Source organism: Gracilibacillus boraciitolerans JCM 21714, from assembly GCF_000521485.1.
GTDB lineage: Bacteria > Bacillota > Bacilli > Bacillales > Amphibacillaceae > Gracilibacillus > Gracilibacillus boraciitolerans.
In genome coordinates this window covers 40,879-57,408 of record NZ_BAVS01000003.1, presented here as the reverse complement: position 1 = coordinate 57,408, position 16,530 = coordinate 40,879, and the positions used below count along the sequence as shown (strand labels likewise).

Genomic DNA, 16,530 nt, shown 5'->3' with positions numbered 1-16,530 from the left:
CGTTTTCTTGAGGAGAAATTTTATAGCACTTTACTTAAAAATGCCTTTGTTCGTTCGTGTTGTGGATGATCGAATAATTGCTTTGGTTCATTTTCTTCGACGACATAACCATCGTCCATAAAAATTACACGATCACCAACTTCCTTTGCAAAGCCCATTTCATGTGTGACAACAACCATGGTCATTCCCTCTTCTGCTAATTGTTTCATTACCTCTAAGACTTCCCCAACCATTTCGGGGGGGTCCAATGCAGATGTAGCTCATCAAACAACATGACTTTTGGTTCCATTCCTAGTGCTCTTGCAATCGCCACACGTTGCTTTTGACCACCTGATAATGATTCAGGGTATGCATTCGCCTTTTCTAATAATCCAACTTTGTTCAATAAATCTTTTGCCTTTTTTTCAGCATCCGCTTTATTCCATTTTTTCACTGTCACAATTGGCAAAGTGATATTTTCTAATACGGTTTTGTGAGGAAAAAGATTAAACTGTTGAAACACCATACCGACTTCTGCACGTAATTTATTGATATCGACTTTCTTATCAGTCAATTCAACGCCTTCAATGGTTACCGTTCCCTCTGTTACCGGCTCTATAAGATTTAAACAACGAAGAAAAGTAGACTTACCTGACCCTGAAGGTCCGATCACAACGACAACTTCCTTTTGCTTAATATCTACATTTATATCCTTCAAAACTTCTAAATCCCCAAACGATTTTTTCAAATGTTTAACTGATATCATTTTACATCAAGCCTTCTCTCCATATAGTTTAATAAATACGTTAAGCTTAGCGTAAGTATTAAATACACAAGGGCAACCATTAAATATGGTTCCCATACTCGTAAGTATTGTCCCGATGCAGCTCTCCCCCAATAAAGCAGCTCTTGAGCAGCAATCATAGCACCTAATGATGAATCCTTTAACAACACAATAAATTCATTGCCTAATGGAGGGATGGAACGTTTAAATGCTTGTGGCAAAAGTACATGTCGCATGACTTGTATCTTATTCATTCCCAACGAATGTGCTGCTTCCGCTTGACCCTTATCAATCGATTGCAGACCAGCACGGAATATTTCTGCTACATATGCGGAAGAATTCAGTGATAAAGTAACCATTACAGAGATAACCGGAGTCGTTGAGCCAAGAACAGCCGGAAGAACAGCATAATGAAATAAAAATAATTGCACTAATAGTGGTGTTCCTCTCAGGAAATTAATGTACCAGATAAATGGTAAACGGACAAATACTTTAGGAGACATCTTCCCTAATGCAATAAAAAAACCGAGGATACACCCCCCATTAAAACACCAACAACTGACATTAAAATTGTTAGTCCCATACCCTCCATAAAAAATGGAAAGTATTCCACGATGATATCAAAGCGAAAGTCCATATAATTGACTCCTTTCTTACTAATACTTTGCTCTTTTTTGTTCCCTTATTTATTCCTTATGAAACGAAAAGCGTAACGAAGTCGCTACGCTTTGTTCAAATTATTGAGTTAATGCTTCTAAATCAGGTTCTGCTCCAAACCATTCCTGATAAATTTCTGTGTATGTTCCATTTTCAATGACAGTTTGTAATGCTGCATCAATATCTGCCTTTACTTCACTACCTTTAGGAAACATAATTCCATAGAACTCAGATTCAAATGTTTCAGGATCAGTAATCATTTCGACATTAGCTTCAGGATTATTTGCAACATATTCATCAGCTACAACATTATCTGTCACTACTGCATCGACATCTCCAGATTGCAAGGACATTAATGCTAAGGTATTAGAATCATATTTAGAAATATATTCGTGATTTTTTCCTAATATTTTCTCTACTGCTTCTGCACCTGTTGTACCAGCTTGCACCCCTACTTTAAGATCTTTAATATCTTGACCACTGGTAATATTTTCACCTTCGCGAAATACTACTTTGTGAGTGGATTCAAAATATGGCGAGGAAAAATCATACGATTCTTTCCGGTCTTCATTGACAGTAATCCCTGCTATAGCAAGATCAGCCTTTCCATCTTCACAGAGAGTAGCATCGCATCCCAGCCAACATTCTCCAGTTTATAATCATACCCTGCTTCTTCCATTACTGCTGCCAATAAATCAATATCAAAGCCTACTAATTCACCTTTATCTAAATAAGTAAATGGCATGAAGCCTGCTTCTGTTACGACAGACAGGGTCTGTTTTTCATCAGTTCCATTAGTACCCTCCGACTGTTCCTCATTATTACTTGTGCCACATGCTGCTAAGACTACTAACAGGAAAAGAACGATACCTTTAAACGATAGTTTATTCATAAATATTCACTCCAATATATATTTATACAATTCATAAGAAATATAATATATTAAAAAGCCATTCTGATCAATAGTTTTTATCGAATTCTTTAAATTTTAATTATTCTGAATAATTGTATAATGAATACTTTTTACAATCCGATATCTAAAAGAGAGGAATACATTTAATATCTCTCTCTTTTTCACCATCATACTAATAGTATTAATAATATCGGTAAGGTAACGATACTTAAAATTGTTGTGATTAATGTAACGCTTGATACATAGCCAGGTCTTGAACCGAATTGCAAAGCATACATCGTTGTGTTGGCAGCGGTTGGCATTGCTGCAGTAAGAATTAAGATATCTTTCACCATTTCATCAAGTGGTAATGGTAATGTTAAAAAGTAAGCGATAATTGGAGCTAACAGAAGTCGAAAAACTACTGCCAATGACACCCGACCAAATTCTAAATCACTTAATTTAATTTTAGCCAGCTGCATCCCAAGAACAATCATAATGGTGGGAATCGTTGCATCTGACACCATATCAACCGCAGTCATCATTTGTCCGCCTATTTTAATTCCAAGTAAATTAAGAATAATCCCTAATACAGCTCCATAAACAATCGGAACTCTAATGACATCTTTAAGCGGAGAAATACGAACCTGCTGGCCAGATGAACCCCCCCCTTTTGCCGCAAAATAGATACCTATTGTACACATAATTAATGTTTGTAACACCATAAGTATAATGGCATAGTGAAAGCCCTCCTCACCAAATACCAATAATACAAGCGGCGCTCCATAATTACCATTATTCATAAAAACAGAGGCAAGAATAAAAACTACTTTTAGCCGACTCATCCCATTTTCGAAAATAGCCAACAATATATGCAAACAATAAACTAATAATACATAATACTAATAGGAAGCCACCAAGATATACATAATCCATATTTAAATTATTTTGGTAAAAAGTTCGAAATGCTAAAAACGGTGACATTAAGTACAATGTGACCGTCGAAATAGGCTTTATATCTATTCGTAAAAACTTAATTCCTATATAACCAATTGCAAAAATACTAAAGATCGGAATGAGGACTCCGATAAATTCCATTTCCCATCACCTTTTGTCTACATTATGATTTTCCAAATGGAAGCAAATGATATAGTAACATCATAATGGTCCCAAATGTAGTTAATATTCCCATGAATAAATATAAAGATGAACCTCCCAGGCTATCCATAATCACTCCACCAACGAGAGATCCAATAATTCCAGATAAACCAAAAAACGTCGAAAGAAATACTAAGTGTCCTGTTGATTGTAACATTTTTGGAATTATTCGTGTAACGTATTGGAATGCCGTTAAATAAAAGACGCCAAATGTTAAGCCATGTAGAAACTGTAGTGCTATAATTCCCATTGGATCATCAATAATGGCATAGAGATACCATCTAATCGAATAAATGAAAGCAGCACCCACAATAAAAATGAGCGGATGGAACTTTCGAAACCATAGACCGGCCGTGGCAAAAGCAATTGCTTCACTCGCTACTCCTGCAAACCATGCAAAGCCGATTAAATCCTCTGATCCTCCAAGAGAGGTGATATAAATCCCAATAAAACTATCATTTGCACGATGGGAAATCGTAATAAATGTGATCAAAACCAGGAAAATAATAAACGGTTTTTTCTTAACAAGTAAGTTAATATCTTTAAATTGAATTGGAGGTGCCTCCACCTTCACATCTATTAATCGGGTACTGACAATAAAAGCAGCGCCAGCTAATAATAGATATGGCCAGACCATATATACAATGCCGAAGTGCGATAAGAACGCACCTATTATCAAGGATGATGTTGCAAACCCTATGGATCCCCAAGTCCTGATCGAACCAAAAGATATTCCTAACTGATCTGCCCGCCTTTGAGATAAACTGTCTCCCAATGCCCCAATAGGTGCCGCAAAGAAGAAGAAGGTAGCTCCAAAAGTGAGCAGTAACGGTAACGTTTCCATTTGCAAAAAAACCGAACTACTAATAATCAAGGCTATTAAACATAACATTAGTATCTTTTTAACCGTTTGATACTTATCACTCATATATCCCCCCCAAAACGGTTGCGATAACATAGCAACGAATGGCCCTATTGCCAGCACCCAACCTATTTCTGTTCCAGTGAGCCCTTTAAATTGTAAGTACAAGGGTAAGAAACTTACAATGATGGTATTTGCTCCATGGAAGCAAAATAAGAGCATTTTTAATGGTACAGTTGATTCTCCACGCTTCACTTAAACGGCTCCCTTCTCTAGTTGTACTAATAAGTTATCATTATAAAACTTATTATACCGAAAAGAAAGCTGTTTGTTTAGTTAACGTTATCGAATCAAGCATAGGATTGTACCCCCCCCTTCACTGGAAAAGTATTGTTGGTGACAGGAATTATTGCTGGCTTCACGGGAAGCCAAAATTCTTTTGAAATGTTATCTCTCTAAAGATTAATTATAGGAACTTTTTTAAAAATAACCTGTGCTTTCCAGGATAAATCAAAAAGGGGGGGTTAACCTGTTAACTGGTTAATCCCTTTCCTGATTATTTCTTTATAAATAACTGTGTCCAGTAATTTCCGTCTGAGCTGTACCCAACACCTATATGGGTAACTTCGGCATCAAGCATATTTCTGCGATGGCCTTCACTATTCAGCCAGCCCTGCACAACCGAATCTGGTGTCTGTTGTCCGGCAGCGATATTTTCAGATGCCTTAGTATAGTCCATTCCAAACTGCTTTAACATATCAAATGGAGAACCATAGGTCGGAGATGTATGGGAAAAATAATTTTTTTCTGCCATATCATCCGATTTTATCTGAGCCACATCTGCTAACTCGTTATCTAGCTTAAAGCCTTTGCACCATTCTCACTTCGTGCCTCGTTTGTCAGTTCAATCACTTTTTGTCTAAAGTCATCTAAAGCTTCTCCATCAAAAGATGGTGTCTGTTTATTTTGCTCAGAACTTTCTTGATTTTGTTGCTCTTGCTGTCGTTGATTCGGCTGTTCTGTTTGTTGATCGGCCTGCTCATTGCGGTCACGAAAACCAAACCACTGATTAGGGGGTAGCATCTTCAAAAATGTTTTGTTCACGGCCCGGGTTTACCGGTACTTGTAATCTTTCTTCCCTAACCACTGGATCTTCACTGTTATTCTCGTCGTTAAAGCTTACATTTTCAGGTTGTAGATTTTCGTCCTTTGGTTCTAACGATGATTGATTACAGCCTATTAACAAACCAAATATAACGAATAAAATAAGATATTTGTACATTTGTATCACCTCTAGGATTGTATTGTTCCTGTAGGCTTACTATGTACGAAACGATCTGATCTTATTCGGAAATTTCATTCATATCGACTAATCTTTTTTCGGAAATAGATTTCTCGGCAGCTAATGCTACTTTAAACGAATGCCAGGCCTCTTCATAATCTGATAAAATTTTTGAGCGATCGCCTGTTTCAACCGCATGAAAAAAGGCCTCTGCTTCTTTTTTATAAGGATTATGCTTTGCTAAAAATCGTTCCACTTTATTTGGAGTTTTCATTTCCAATTGTCCGGGCTGCCATTCCGTCATCCCCTTTTCCGTATACACTTTTATACCAACTTCACCTATTCCCCCCCCGGCAGAACAGCTGTATTACTCACTTGAACCAGTAATCCACTTTCTAACGTCAACATAAACAAACCAACATCTGCTACTGTTACAGAGGAATCTTTTTTTGATGTAATGGCATTTACTTCTTGCGCATAGACAGATTTCACTTCCCCAAACAGATATCGGATTAAATCTATAATATGGGTAGTCTGCTCGTTAAACTGCCCGCCAGACTGCTTTTGATTTCTCCACCAATACACCCCCCCAGGCATGGATCCCATCCATTTCCCTAATACTATCCCTGTTTCCTGATTCTTTAAATGATCTTTAAATATATCGATAATGTCTGCATATCGAAAATGATAGCCCACAGAGGTTAGATGATTCGTTTCTTTTACCTTATGCTTAATATGGCGGACCTTAGCTTCTTCTATCCCTAAAGGTTTCTCGACAAGAAATGGAATGTTGTGCTCAATTAATAGCTCTTCATAATTCTCGTGACCCATCGGCGGTACACAAATATAAACAGCATCTAATTGTTCGTTAGCTATCATGTTCTCTAAGCTGCTATAACCAGAGGTGCCTGGATAACCTTGTGCAAAGGTTTCTGCCTTTTCGTGACTTGAACCAACAAACCCAACTACTTCTATATTTTCCAATTCATTAAGAATATTCACATGATGACAAGTGAATCCACCTGTCCCAATAAAACCAACACGAATCATCTTTCCCCCCCAACTCCCTTATCATTTAATTTTTCAGAAAAAAAGCGTTTTCTCTCCATTTACCATAGCAATAATATAAAAGCGCTATCACACTACTTATCATAAAGCTTACACCAATTCCATAGGCAATGCCATCTTCACCTATTATCTCAGAAAATATATATGCTAACAGATAACGCAAAATCCAAAACGAAATCAAATTCAACGCTAAAACTTGATACATTGCTCCCGAAGCTGAAACGATTGCATTGAACATTGACACTTGTGAATTGGAGATTTGTAAACACCTCACTGAGATTGATTAAATTATATGTAAAGTTTATTGACATACGCCATGACGAATATAAAATATTAGCATATAGTAAAGGCATAATCATTTTTTTATTATATTACCTCTTTGCATTTTCTCTACAGTATATATTAAGCCGTTTATTCTCAGAAAGCATTCCACCCACATTCCTATTATTACAAAGTCAGAACAGTTCAGCCACACTTTAGCTACAAACACATGATTTTGTTTGTATAACATATAACAAAGATGGGAATACTTTTCATGAATAGAAAAAAAGAGACGCATGTTTTGATTTATGATAAAAACAGGAGGCGAATCATATGGCTTTTTTACGGGAAGCAGTCGAAAAGCAGAAGGTTTATTTGATTGAACAGTTGGTGGCAAACGGAATCGTGGACGAAAATGATCAAGACCTCTATAACAAACCTATTAGTGAAATTGTACATGATTATGAAACATTTTGCCTGGAATTTGAAAAGCAAAATCCTCTTAAATTTACACGTTATAATCCGGAAACAAAAGAAGAGAAGCTTGATTTTCATTAGGCTTCTCTTCTTTTATTTAGTGGTGCTATCGTTCCTTCTGAATACCAAATCTTGCATTAATCTCACCACGCAACAGGTGTTGGCGCATTTTCTTTTCCTTTCTTTTCTCGGCCCGAATCATATCTTGTCTTATTTCATAAGTTTGTACGCCCTCTTCACGCTTGTTAGCAATATCGATTAAAAGTTCAACATCGGTAAAAGAATATTTGCGGTTTCCCTTCTGGGATCGTTCAGGAAAAACAAGCTTTCTCTCTTCATAATAGCGAATTTGGCGTTCGGACAAACCGGTTAGTTCACTTACAACACCTATTGTAATAACCTTTCTATCCTTGTATGAAGGACTTTCTGACATATGAGACACCACCTAATATATTTACCGTTGTAATACGACCTTGCTAGAATTATACCTATAAAATTCCATTTTGAACAACCCTTTGTAAGATAATCTAACATAAAAAATAAAATGGGCAGATGGCCTAGCTTCACTCATTTATTTTAAATTATAAAAAGGTCTGTGCAATATAATTTTACAAATTGCACAGACCTTTTTACTAATGATTCTATTCTGATTTAATGTTGCTTAAGCGTAATTTTTGCTTTAGCCTTATGGTTAGTGAAATCTAATTGATAACCTGGTTCTCCAAAGTATGGAAAACCGTCACTCGTCCAGAATAAGCGTTGAATACGTGCGTGTCGATTATGATCATATAAAGGATTTTCCGTATTAAAACCTTTATAAGGACGTGCATGATAAACCAATAATTCATAGCCTTCCTCATCCACACTAAAACTATTATGTCCTGGTCCATATTCATTTGTGTTTTCACTCGATACAAGTACTGGTTCTTTTTCTTTTATCCAAGATTCTGGATCTAATAGGTTACTATCAATATCTGCATGAAGCAACCCTACCGCATAATTTTCATCTGTCGCACTGGCAGAAAATGCGATAAAGATCTTTTTATCATTTTTGATCATCGCAGGGCCTTCGTTTACATCGAAACCAATTACTTCCCAGTCCAACTCTGGTGTTGAAAGAAATACCTGTTTCTTAATGGTCCAGGGATTTTTCATTTCTGCGATATATAAGTTAGATATAGTATCTTCCTCTACTTTTTGAGCCCAGACAAGATAACGTTTCCCATGATGTTCAAAAGTTGTCGCATCCAGTGAAAAACTCTGAAATTCTGTGTTGATCTGACCCTTTTCTTTCCATTCTCCTTCGAGTGGATTTTCCGCATCACATTCTAATACATATGGACGAATAGCCCAAACATCATCTATATCACCTGCGGCCACATAAATATACCATTTACCATCAATATAATGTATTTCAGGTGCCCAGATATGTTCTGACATAATGCCGGATTCATGCTTCCACCAAATCACTCTTTCCTCTGCTTGTGGAAGTTCATCAATTGTTTTGGCTCGTCTTAGCACAACACGGTCATACAATGGATACGAACCAGTAAAGTAATAATAACCATCTGAATGCTTATATAAAAAGGGATCTGCGCGTTGTTCGATAAAAGGCTTTGAATAATCCTTATGCACCACTTCACCCTCTATTTCTATGCTTCCGTTCTTTTCTAACTTTTCTTGGTTTACTTCTTCCCAATTCACATTAAACTTGGCGGTAATATTGTCGTTTAAGTCTACATCTACATGCTTTGGCAAATTTATTGATTTTTCGTTTGTTACTGTCATTTCAACATTATGTATACGCTTTACTTCCATTTGAGACACTCCTTCTATCTTCTATATCCCTATTATATACGAGGTAACTTGTACTTACAACTAGAGTATTATACTATAATAATACCAACTTATTCTAATAACTAAAATCAAAGTAGGAATAGAAATAACTTTTCAGTTAATGTACTTTTTCTTCTTATTATTCATTAATGATCAGTTTTTAGCTTTCCTACGCGTAACAAAAGCCAACAGCTTGTTTAAGCTGTTGGCTTTTGTTATTTACAGTGTTTTTGGACAAATCGGTTCATTCTTTTCATTGCTTCATCTAGTTGCTTAATCGAAGTAGCATAGGAACAGCGAATATATCCTTCTCCGCTTTCACCAAAAACATGCCCAGGTACAACTGCCACTCTTTCTTCTTCAAGTAACATTTGGGCAAACTCTTCAGAGCTATATCCAGTTGCTTTAACAGATGGGAAAACATAGAACGCACCACCAGGTAAATGACATGCTAAGCCCATTTCATTAAGAGCCTTCACTACAAAATTTCGCCGCTGCTTATAACTTGTTCTCATTTCTTTTACACTTTCGTTGCCATTACGTAACGCCTCTATGGCACCATGTTGAGCCATAGTTGGCGCACACATCATGGTATATTGATGAATTTTCGTCATCGCTTTTATAATTTCCACAGGACCTGCTGCATAGCCCAATCGCCATCCTGTCATCGCAAATGACTTAGAAAATCCTGAGATAACAATAGTATGATCCATCATCCATTCACAGCTGCAATGCTCGTTGCCATTTCACCATAGGACAATTCAGCATAAATTTCATCAGACAGCACAATCAGATCATGTTTTTTTACTACTTCCGCTATCGCAGCCAATTCTTTTTCACTTAATACCGTCCCGGTCGGATTGTTTGGACTGCACAGAACAATTGCTTTTGTTTTTGATGTAATCGCTGCTTCCACTTGCTCCGGCATCACTTTAAATTCATTTTCTGGAGTTGCACTCACAGTAACCGGAACACCACCTGCTAAAGACACGGCTGGACTATAGGAGACAAAACAAGGTTCTACAACAATTACTTCATCTCCCTGATCAATAATCGCTCTTAACGCAAGATCAATTGCCTGACTGGCGCCAACAGTAACTAAAATTTGATTTTCAGGATTATATCTTAAAGAAAAAGAATTACTTAAATAATCACTAATTTCTTCTCTTAATACCAACAAACCTGCATTTGCAGTATATGCGGTATAACCCTGCTCCATTGCATGATAACTTGCCTCGATAACATTCCAGGGTGTAACAAAATCCGGTTCTCCTACCCCAAGTGAGATGACATTTTCCATTTTCGATGCTAAATCAAAGAATTTACGAATTCCAGACGGCTTTAATTCTTCTACATGTTTAGCTAAGTAGGAAGTACTCATGGTGTCACCATGATCCGTTTGTCATCGTCGTCCTCTTCATCGAAAATGATGCCATCATGTTTATACTTTTTCAAAATAAAGTGGGTTGTTGTAGAAAGGACTGTATCTAATGTTGATAATTTATCTGAAACAAATCGGCTAACTTCCATCATTGTTTTCCCTTCAACAGAAACACTTAAATCATATGCACCCGACATTAAATATACCGCCTTCACTTCCGGGAAACGATAAATTCGTGATGCAATTTTATCAAAGCCAACTCCTCGGACGGGTGTGACTTTAACATCTATAAGTGCTGCCACTCCTTCATAATCATAGACATTCGACCAATCTACTAAAGTGGAATAGCCAAGGATGGCATGTTCCTTTTCTAATTTTTTTAACATTTCCTCTACCGTATCTGCAGGCAAATCCAACATTTTACTTATTGTATCGGTTTCAATTCGTCCATTTTTCTCTAATAATTTTAATAATTCAATTTCTTTTTCTTCCAATCCATTCACCTTCTTTAGATGTTGTGTATACACTATCTACAACTGTTATTATTTATTCTTACTAGTACTTAATCATACTACAATTTCAACCAAATATAAACCATCACTAACGTAAAAGCTTGAAAGACTAAAAGAAAGGAAGGAAGCTATGAATGCTTATCAACATCTTTTAAACCAGTTACAAATAGCCTATGCCCATCCGGGAGGGAAGGATACCACTGAAATATGGATGGATAAATTAGATCTATCAAAAATGGAGCAGATTCTGGAAGTTGGCTGTGGTGCTGGTCATACCATTCGACAACTCCGCTCTAAAACTCCTGCCACTATTTACGGAATAGACGTCTCCCCCCCAGAAATGATTGCTGTTGCCAAGAAACAAACAGATGATTTACGAGATATCAAGATTAATCAGGCAGATATCAGATCACTACCATATAAGCCTGAGTCATTTGACCTGATCATCGCAGAATCTGTTCTTACATTCACTCCTGTTAACGAAAGCCTTCAAGAAATAACTAGACTATTAAAACCGAATGGGTATCTGGTTTTGCTCGAAATGACTAGAATAGAGATTCTTTTAAGCAAAGATCAACAGCAGATTAAAGACTTTTATCTGTTGCCAAATCTATATTCCTTAACAGAGTGGAAAAATATTTTGCTTGCTCATCAATATAATTATGTAGAATTTCAGCAAGTAGGTAAACAAAGCAATTCAATTCAAATGGAACATCCTATAGATGAAGTAATGCTTGCCACATTATACGAACATTATTATTTAAATGAATTGTATCAGGATCAACTGCTGGCATATTTATTCATTGCAAAAAAGGTGGGGGATGAATAGTGACAATTCATGATACAGAGTCGGGGTTAAAAAAGCTGATAAAACAATTAAATCAAACCACAAAACAAAGTGTTCAAGAAAAATACCAGCTGCATCAGACCTATATTTGCAAACCGCTTGCCCCCCCTTTCTTTCCAGATGTTGAACTTCCAGATATTCAGAATCATCTTTTAAGACACGGACTTTTTTCTCCTCAAACATCACCTGACGTACTCACTGACTGGCTTAAAAATGACTATAATTCAAAAATTGAGAGATTGTATCAGAAATGTAAAGCCACTTGGGATGGGCCGGCTACTAATATCTTTGTATTGCCATCTAATGAAGAGATTCGGGAATTAAAGGAATGGTTTGATAGTAACGCAGGATTAAGCTACCCTAATAAATTATTTTTATTTTTATCTACATCAGCTTCCTCAAAAGAGCTGACAGCATTATTTTTACATGAATATAGTCATACATGCAGGCTGGACAACTTCCCAAAGGAGGAATCCAGCTATACATTATTAGATGCCGTAATATTAGAAGGAATTGCCGAATGGATTGTACGAAAATTACTGGGCAAATCATATGGAAACAAGCGCGTCAAATGGGTACCCGATCAAACATTTCTTAACATGTGGAAAAAATGGGTAGAACCAAATAGTGATATCCCACGTACTCACTTAAAACACGACATGGTGATGTATGGTGGGAGTGGCATATCCAAAAATGCTGGATATCTTATTGGTTATAATCTTATTCATCGTTATATGGCAAAAAATAATCAAGGTTCTAAGGCTTTGTTAAAGTTATCAAACGAAAAAATTCTTGCTTCCATCGACCTCTTTAGCGATAAAAATTAGTGTAAATGTCCGTTACCATATGACCATACCAAAATATCAGGATTGCATATCGTAAAAGTAGTAATGCTATATTGCATTCGTATGGAAAGGAGCCTGTAAATGTCACATTATGATTTTTGTTGCCAACATGTTGGTCGTCCTGTGAAGATCGTCACAAGTAATGGTGAAGTTCATAAAGGTATTATTCGACGTGTCAATCCCTCTAAAGTATTTATAGCTCCATTAGGGCAAAATAGAGGTTTGGGTGGCTATGGATATGGTTACTATGGATATCGTCGAGGTTATCCTTGGGGATTAGGACTTGGCATTGCCTTAGGAGCCATTGCAACTATTGCTTTCCTCCCCCCCTTTTTCTTCTGGTAAAAAAATTTAATACCATCGAAAAAGCTCAGGGAATCCCTGAGCTTTTTCCATATTAATTATTAAATGCTTCGGTAACATCTTCAATCGTTTTTTCGTATGCGATAATTCCCTTATTTGTCCAATTACTTGGATCCGTATAATGATATACGTGATCGTTTTGTACCGCTTTTAAATTTTGGTAAACGGAACTGTTTTCTAAGGCATCCACACCGGTTACCCCTTCTTCAGCTAACAAAAAGAGATGATCCGCTTCAAGTTCCGCTAATTTTTCCAATGAAATAGGATTCCAGTTAGCTTCTGCTGCTCCTAATTCAACCGTTAATGCAGATGGAGTTAATCCTAATTCTTCATATAAAACCTTCGCAGCATGACGATCCTGTTCAAACATAAAATATTGATCACCTGCCACCCAGATAATCGCCACTGTCTCATCACCAACTGTATTTACTAATTGTTCCTTGGCTTCCGTCACCTTGCTGTCATATTCGTTTAAACGAGCTTCCGCTTCATCACTTTTCCCTACAATTTCACCAATGATTTTAATTTGTTGGCGAATATCATTATGGTCCTCTGGTTTGAATACATATGTAGGTGCAATCTCCTCATAATCAGTTAGCTGACCTGTCATTGAATCAACCGTACTTAAAATTAATAAGTCTGGCTGATAGCTTAATACTTGCTCCAGAGGCATGTCCCACTCTATTGTCTCCACACCCTCTAATTGATCTTGTAAATAGGTTTGAACTGATTCTCCGATTGCCCATTGTGCTGCCGGTGTGACACCCAGGCTAATAAAGAGTCTTCCATATATGGTGCAATAATTTTATCCAAATTCGCTGGTATGGTTACATCTCCATTTTGTCCCTCTACTACAATTGGTTCATTTGTTTCTTCTGTTTCTTTTGTTTCCTCTGTTGCCGAATCTTCTTCCGTTGTTTGAGATTCCTCTTGATTCTGGCCACCACAAGCAACTAAAAGTAATAACATTAATAGGAAAAATACTAGTAAATACTGTTGTATACGTTTCATTTCAATCCCCCCCTTTTCTAAATATATCTATTGATTATGATATTCATTTTCAATTAAAAAGTCAATTAGTTTTTGCTATAATTTCTATGCACTAGTATACTTATTGATATCGTAAAACAAAGAAGGGAATCCAAATGGGAGCAATAGACATAAACGAAAAAAACATAAAAGAGGTAGTTTTTTACTGATAATCATTGGAATGATCGTGTTAATTATTTCTATTTTGATGTCGGTTATTTATGGGGCAACTGATATACATATAGTAACGGTTTGGAATAGTATCTTTCAATTCGATCCGGCAAACACAAGCCACCTTGTGATCCGTGATATTCGTTTACCTCGTGGAATTGGTTCTGCTTTTGTTGGTGCGTTTCTGGCAGTTGCTGGTGCGATCATGCAGGGAATGACACGCAATCCACTTGCATCACCATCTATTATGGGAGTAACAAACGGTGCCGCTTTAGGACTTGTTATTATGCTGGCTTTTTATCCACTTGCTTCCTCACTAAATCAAACATTTGCTGCCTTTATTGGAGCCGGTGTTACTGTTATTGTCGTTTTTTGATTGGTAATCTATCAAAAACAGGTTTAACCCCCCCTGTCAAACTGGCATTAGCAGGGGGGGTAGCAATTGGAACCTTTGTGCAATCTATTTCCTCCATTATTGCGCTACACTTCCAATTAGAAAAACAACTAAGCTTCTGGATTGCAGGCGGTTTAGCGAATACTACCTGGCCGGCTGTACAGATTCTCATGCTAACTGGAAGTATTGGTCTTATTATTGCTTTTTTCATCGCTCGATCCTTAACATTACTCAGTTTGGGAGATGATGTGGCAACAGGTCTTGGTCAGAACAATATTATTACAAAATCCGCAGCGATAATTGCTGTTTTTATGTTGACTGGAGCTGCCGTAACTACAGCTGGTGCAGTAGGATTCATTGGATTAATTATTCCACACATTGTACGATTTTTAGTTGGAACAGATTATAAATGGATTATACCTGCTTCCGCTATTTTTGGTGCCGTATTATTAGTTGTCGCTGATATATTAGCACGTATGGTGAATGCCCCCTTTGAAACTCCAGTAGGGGGGGCGATTACATCGATCATCGGGGGGGTACCATTCTTCCTTTATTTAGCAAGAGGCAGAGGAGGTGCGAAGCTATGAGAAAGAAAAAATTTGTACTTATCAGTATAATCTTAATCATTGCTATTATAGTTAGCAGTTTAATCAGTTTAAACTTAGGTGTTATTTCTATTTCCCCATCTGATGTATGGAAAACCATCATTGGAGATGGCACGGATCAACAAGAATTAGTGTTATTCCAATTTAGGTTACCTGGGATTATTTTAGCTTTATTGATTGGAATGGGATTAGCCGTGTCTGGTGCTGTCTTACAATCAATTACCCAAAATGAATTAGCTGAACCCGGGATTATTGGAATTAATGCTGGCGCAGGGTTATCGATTGTTTTATTTATTTACTTTTTTCAACAGAATATAACGGCAGATTCACCAATTTCTATCTTTATTATGCCCGTTTTTGCATTAGCAGGAGCATTTATCGCTGCTCTCCTTATTTACTTATTGTCATGGCGTAATGGCATTAGTCCGATCCGTCTTATTTTAGTCGGAATCGGGGTGAATGCCGGATTTCATGCTGGGTTAATTATTTTTCAACTGAAGATGGATCCCCCCCAGGATTTTCGCCAGGTAACCGTATGGCTAACTGGCGACATCTGGAGTGCTAACTGGACGTTTGTTTATGCCTTATTGCCGTGGATCATCTTGCTCATACCACTCGTAATCTGGAAAGCAAACACACTAAATGTCATGAATCTAACGGATTCTGTTGCTTCAAGTCTTGGAACAAAGGTTGAAAGGGAAAGGCTTTTATTACTTTTATTAGCTGTAGCATTAGCAGGGGGGGCTTCGGTTGCTGCTGGTGGTGGAATTGCATTCTTAGGCTTAATTGCTCCACATATTGCTCGAAGAATTATTGGTCCAATGCATCAATTGATGATTCCTATTTCAGCTCTGATCGGAGCTTTCATCGTTATATCCGCCGACATTGTAGCCGAGAATTTATTCTCGCCAACTACCTTGCCTGTCGGTGTCATAATCGCCTTAATGAGCGCACCATATTTTATATATTTGTTATTAAAGACTTAGTGGACGCCTGCGCTGTATAACATCTACAATGGATGTAAGTGGTAGAATTTCGGCCCTTCTATCTCGATTTATAGTTATTATTCTTTTAGAAAGTTCAAAAAGATACTAATCATAATCGTTGTAGAGCAAATCAAGAGCGTA

At 37.0% G+C, this 16,530-nt stretch carries 17 protein-coding genes and 6 pseudogenes; 6 read left to right on the top strand and 17 right to left on the bottom strand.

Features of this window, described 5'->3' with window-relative positions; translation table 11 throughout:
* Positions 1 to 20: 20 nt before the first annotated feature.
* From JCM21714_RS04175 to JCM21714_RS04135, 11 genes and pseudogenes are all read right to left on the bottom strand, one after another.
* A pseudogene (locus JCM21714_RS04175) lies at positions 21 to 745 on the bottom strand (amino acid ABC transporter ATP-binding protein).
* Positions 742 to 1,400: pseudogene (locus JCM21714_RS04170) on the bottom strand (amino acid ABC transporter permease). The pseudogenes JCM21714_RS04175 and JCM21714_RS04170 overlap by 4 nt, the downstream one beginning before the upstream one ends.
* A gap of 100 nt (positions 1,401 to 1,500) precedes the next feature.
* Positions 1,501 to 2,312, bottom strand: a pseudogene (locus JCM21714_RS04165) (basic amino acid ABC transporter substrate-binding protein).
* A 188-nt stretch (positions 2,313 to 2,500) separates the two neighbouring features.
* On the bottom strand, positions 2,501 to 3,157 hold the full coding sequence (locus JCM21714_RS04160) for an AEC family transporter (protein ID WP_369403452.1): 657 nt from the start codon (positions 3,155 to 3,157) through the stop codon (positions 2,501 to 2,503).
* The gene (locus tag JCM21714_RS23690) at positions 3,108 to 3,410 is read right to left on the bottom strand and encodes an AEC family transporter (protein ID WP_369403451.1); all 303 of its coding nucleotides are present in this window, start codon (positions 3,408 to 3,410) and stop codon (positions 3,108 to 3,110) included. The genes JCM21714_RS04160 and JCM21714_RS23690 overlap by 50 nt, the downstream gene beginning before the upstream one ends.
* A gap of 22 nt (positions 3,411 to 3,432) precedes the next feature.
* A complete protein-coding gene (locus tag JCM21714_RS04155) occupies positions 3,433 to 4,587 on the bottom strand; it encodes an MFS transporter (RefSeq protein WP_035722073.1) in 1,155 nt (384 codons plus the stop codon).
* Between the two features lie 301 nt (positions 4,588 to 4,888).
* Positions 4,889 to 5,259: pseudogene (locus tag JCM21714_RS19055) on the bottom strand (CAP domain-containing protein); the annotation flags it as partial.
* Positions 5,260 to 5,401: 142 nt separating this feature from the next.
* Positions 5,402 to 5,614 carry a hypothetical protein gene (locus JCM21714_RS04145; protein WP_035722070.1) on the bottom strand — a complete coding sequence of 71 codons (213 nt, stop codon included), beginning with the start codon at positions 5,612 to 5,614 and terminating at the stop codon, positions 5,402 to 5,404.
* A 61-nt stretch (positions 5,615 to 5,675) separates the two neighbouring features.
* Positions 5,676 to 5,918: a hypothetical protein gene (locus JCM21714_RS18040; protein ID WP_235182600.1), complete on the bottom strand. Its 243-nt coding sequence runs from the start codon at positions 5,916 to 5,918 to the stop codon at positions 5,676 to 5,678.
* Between the two features lie 35 nt (positions 5,919 to 5,953).
* The gene (locus tag JCM21714_RS04140; RefSeq protein ID WP_052000378.1) at positions 5,954 to 6,664 is read right to left on the bottom strand and encodes a Gfo/Idh/MocA family protein; all 711 of its coding nucleotides are present in this window, start codon (positions 6,662 to 6,664) and stop codon (positions 5,954 to 5,956) included.
* A 25-nt stretch (positions 6,665 to 6,689) separates the two neighbouring features.
* A complete protein-coding gene (locus JCM21714_RS04135; protein WP_200868431.1) occupies positions 6,690 to 6,887 on the bottom strand; it encodes an MATE family efflux transporter in 198 nt (65 codons plus the stop codon).
* 389 nt (positions 6,888 to 7,276) lie between these two features.
* Between JCM21714_RS04135 and fbpA the strand changes: the two genes are divergently transcribed.
* A complete protein-coding gene (fbpA, locus tag JCM21714_RS04130) occupies positions 7,277 to 7,501 on the top strand; it encodes a Fur-regulated basic protein FbpA (protein ID WP_035722064.1) in 225 nt (74 codons plus the stop codon).
* Positions 7,502 to 7,526: 25 nt separating this feature from the next.
* Here the strand turns inward: fbpA and JCM21714_RS04125 are convergent, their stop codons facing one another.
* The 4 genes and pseudogenes from JCM21714_RS04125 to JCM21714_RS04110 form a co-directional block, all read right to left on the bottom strand.
* On the bottom strand, positions 7,527 to 7,853 hold the full coding sequence (locus tag JCM21714_RS04125) for a MerR family transcriptional regulator (RefSeq protein WP_035722062.1): 327 nt from the start codon (positions 7,851 to 7,853) through the stop codon (positions 7,527 to 7,529).
* Between the two features lie 218 nt (positions 7,854 to 8,071).
* A complete protein-coding gene (locus JCM21714_RS04120) occupies positions 8,072 to 9,238 on the bottom strand; it encodes a family 43 glycosylhydrolase (RefSeq protein WP_035722060.1) in 1,167 nt (388 codons plus the stop codon).
* A gap of 233 nt (positions 9,239 to 9,471) precedes the next feature.
* Positions 9,472 to 10,637 (bottom strand): annotated as a pseudogene (locus JCM21714_RS04115) (aminotransferase).
* Complete coding sequence (locus JCM21714_RS04110; RefSeq protein WP_035722058.1) at positions 10,634 to 11,131, bottom strand: Lrp/AsnC family transcriptional regulator; 498 nt, start codon at positions 11,129 to 11,131, stop codon at positions 10,634 to 10,636. Before JCM21714_RS04110 ends, JCM21714_RS04115 begins: the two are co-directional and overlap by 4 nt.
* Positions 11,132 to 11,279: 148 nt before the next feature.
* Here JCM21714_RS04110 and JCM21714_RS04105 point away from each other — a divergent pair, with 148 nt between their 5' ends.
* The 3 genes from JCM21714_RS04105 (at position 11,280) to JCM21714_RS04095 (ending at position 13,186) form a co-directional block, all read left to right on the top strand.
* Positions 11,280 to 11,978 carry a class I SAM-dependent methyltransferase gene (locus JCM21714_RS04105; protein ID WP_035722055.1) on the top strand — a complete coding sequence of 233 codons (699 nt, stop codon included), beginning with the start codon at positions 11,280 to 11,282 and terminating at the stop codon, positions 11,976 to 11,978.
* Entirely contained in the window at positions 11,978 to 12,823 is an 846-nt protein-coding gene (locus JCM21714_RS04100) for a DUF2268 domain-containing putative Zn-dependent protease (RefSeq protein WP_035722053.1), read from the top strand. Before JCM21714_RS04105 ends, JCM21714_RS04100 begins: the two co-directional genes overlap by 1 nt.
* 99 nt (positions 12,824 to 12,922) lie before the next feature.
* Positions 12,923 to 13,186 (top strand): hypothetical protein, encoded by a 264-nt coding sequence (locus tag JCM21714_RS04095; protein WP_035722050.1) that lies wholly within the window; start codon positions 12,923 to 12,925, stop codon positions 13,184 to 13,186.
* Positions 13,187 to 13,238: 52 nt separating this feature from the next.
* On the opposite strand, the gene JCM21714_RS04090 is transcribed toward JCM21714_RS04095, so the two are convergent.
* Both JCM21714_RS04090 and JCM21714_RS20870 read right to left on the bottom strand, forming a co-directional pair.
* Positions 13,239 to 13,898 (bottom strand): ABC transporter substrate-binding protein, encoded by a 660-nt coding sequence (locus JCM21714_RS04090; protein WP_235182599.1) that lies wholly within the window; start codon positions 13,896 to 13,898, stop codon positions 13,239 to 13,241.
* A 5-nt stretch (positions 13,899 to 13,903) separates the two neighbouring features.
* Positions 13,904 to 14,215 carry a hypothetical protein gene (locus JCM21714_RS20870; protein WP_235182598.1) on the bottom strand — a complete coding sequence of 104 codons (312 nt, stop codon included), beginning with the start codon at positions 14,213 to 14,215 and terminating at the stop codon, positions 13,904 to 13,906.
* Positions 14,216 to 14,414: 199 nt separating this feature from the next.
* On the opposite strand from JCM21714_RS20870, the pseudogene JCM21714_RS24655 reads away from it, so the two are divergent.
* A pseudogene (locus tag JCM21714_RS24655) lies at positions 14,415 to 15,385 on the top strand (FecCD family ABC transporter permease).
* A complete protein-coding gene (locus JCM21714_RS04080) occupies positions 15,382 to 16,389 on the top strand; it encodes a FecCD family ABC transporter permease (RefSeq protein WP_035722047.1) in 1,008 nt (335 codons plus the stop codon). Before JCM21714_RS24655 ends, JCM21714_RS04080 begins: the two are co-directional and overlap by 4 nt.
* The last annotated feature ends 141 nt before the right edge of the window (positions 16,390 to 16,530 follow it).

Coding starts and splice junctions, on each gene's coding strand:
- JCM21714_RS04160 (WP_369403452.1), bottom strand. CDS start 3,157: ATGAGTCGGCTAAAAGTAGTTTTTATTCTTGCCTCTGTTTTTATGAAT.
- JCM21714_RS20870 (WP_235182598.1), bottom strand. CDS start 14,215: ATGAAACGTATACAACAGTATTTACTAGTATTTTTCCTATTAATGTTA.
- JCM21714_RS04140 (WP_052000378.1), bottom strand. CDS start 6,664: ATGATTCGTGTTGGTTTTATTGGGACAGGTGGATTCACTTGTCATCAT.
- JCM21714_RS04125 (WP_035722062.1), bottom strand. CDS start 7,853: ATGTCAGAAAGTCCTTCATACAAGGATAGAAAGGTTATTACAATAGGT.
- JCM21714_RS04135 (WP_200868431.1), bottom strand. CDS start 6,887: ATGTATCAAGTTTTAGCGTTGAATTTGATTTCGTTTTGGATTTTGCGT.
- JCM21714_RS04080 (WP_035722047.1), top strand. CDS start 15,382: ATGAGAAAGAAAAAATTTGTACTTATCAGTATAATCTTAATCATTGCT.
- fbpA (WP_035722064.1), top strand. CDS start 7,277: ATGGCTTTTTTACGGGAAGCAGTCGAAAAGCAGAAGGTTTATTTGATT.
- JCM21714_RS04145 (WP_035722070.1), bottom strand. CDS start 5,614: ATGTACAAATATCTTATTTTATTCGTTATATTTGGTTTGTTAATAGGC.
- JCM21714_RS23690 (WP_369403451.1), bottom strand. CDS start 3,410: ATGGAATTTATCGGAGTCCTCATTCCGATCTTTAGTATTTTTGCAATT.
- JCM21714_RS04120 (WP_035722060.1), bottom strand. CDS start 9,238: ATGGAAGTAAAGCGTATACATAATGTTGAAATGACAGTAACAAACGAA.
- JCM21714_RS18040 (WP_235182600.1), bottom strand. CDS start 5,918: ATGACGGAATGGCAGCCCGGACAATTGGAAATGAAAACTCCAAATAAA.
- JCM21714_RS04105 (WP_035722055.1), top strand. CDS start 11,280: ATGAATGCTTATCAACATCTTTTAAACCAGTTACAAATAGCCTATGCC.
- JCM21714_RS04095 (WP_035722050.1), top strand. CDS start 12,923: ATGTCACATTATGATTTTTGTTGCCAACATGTTGGTCGTCCTGTGAAG.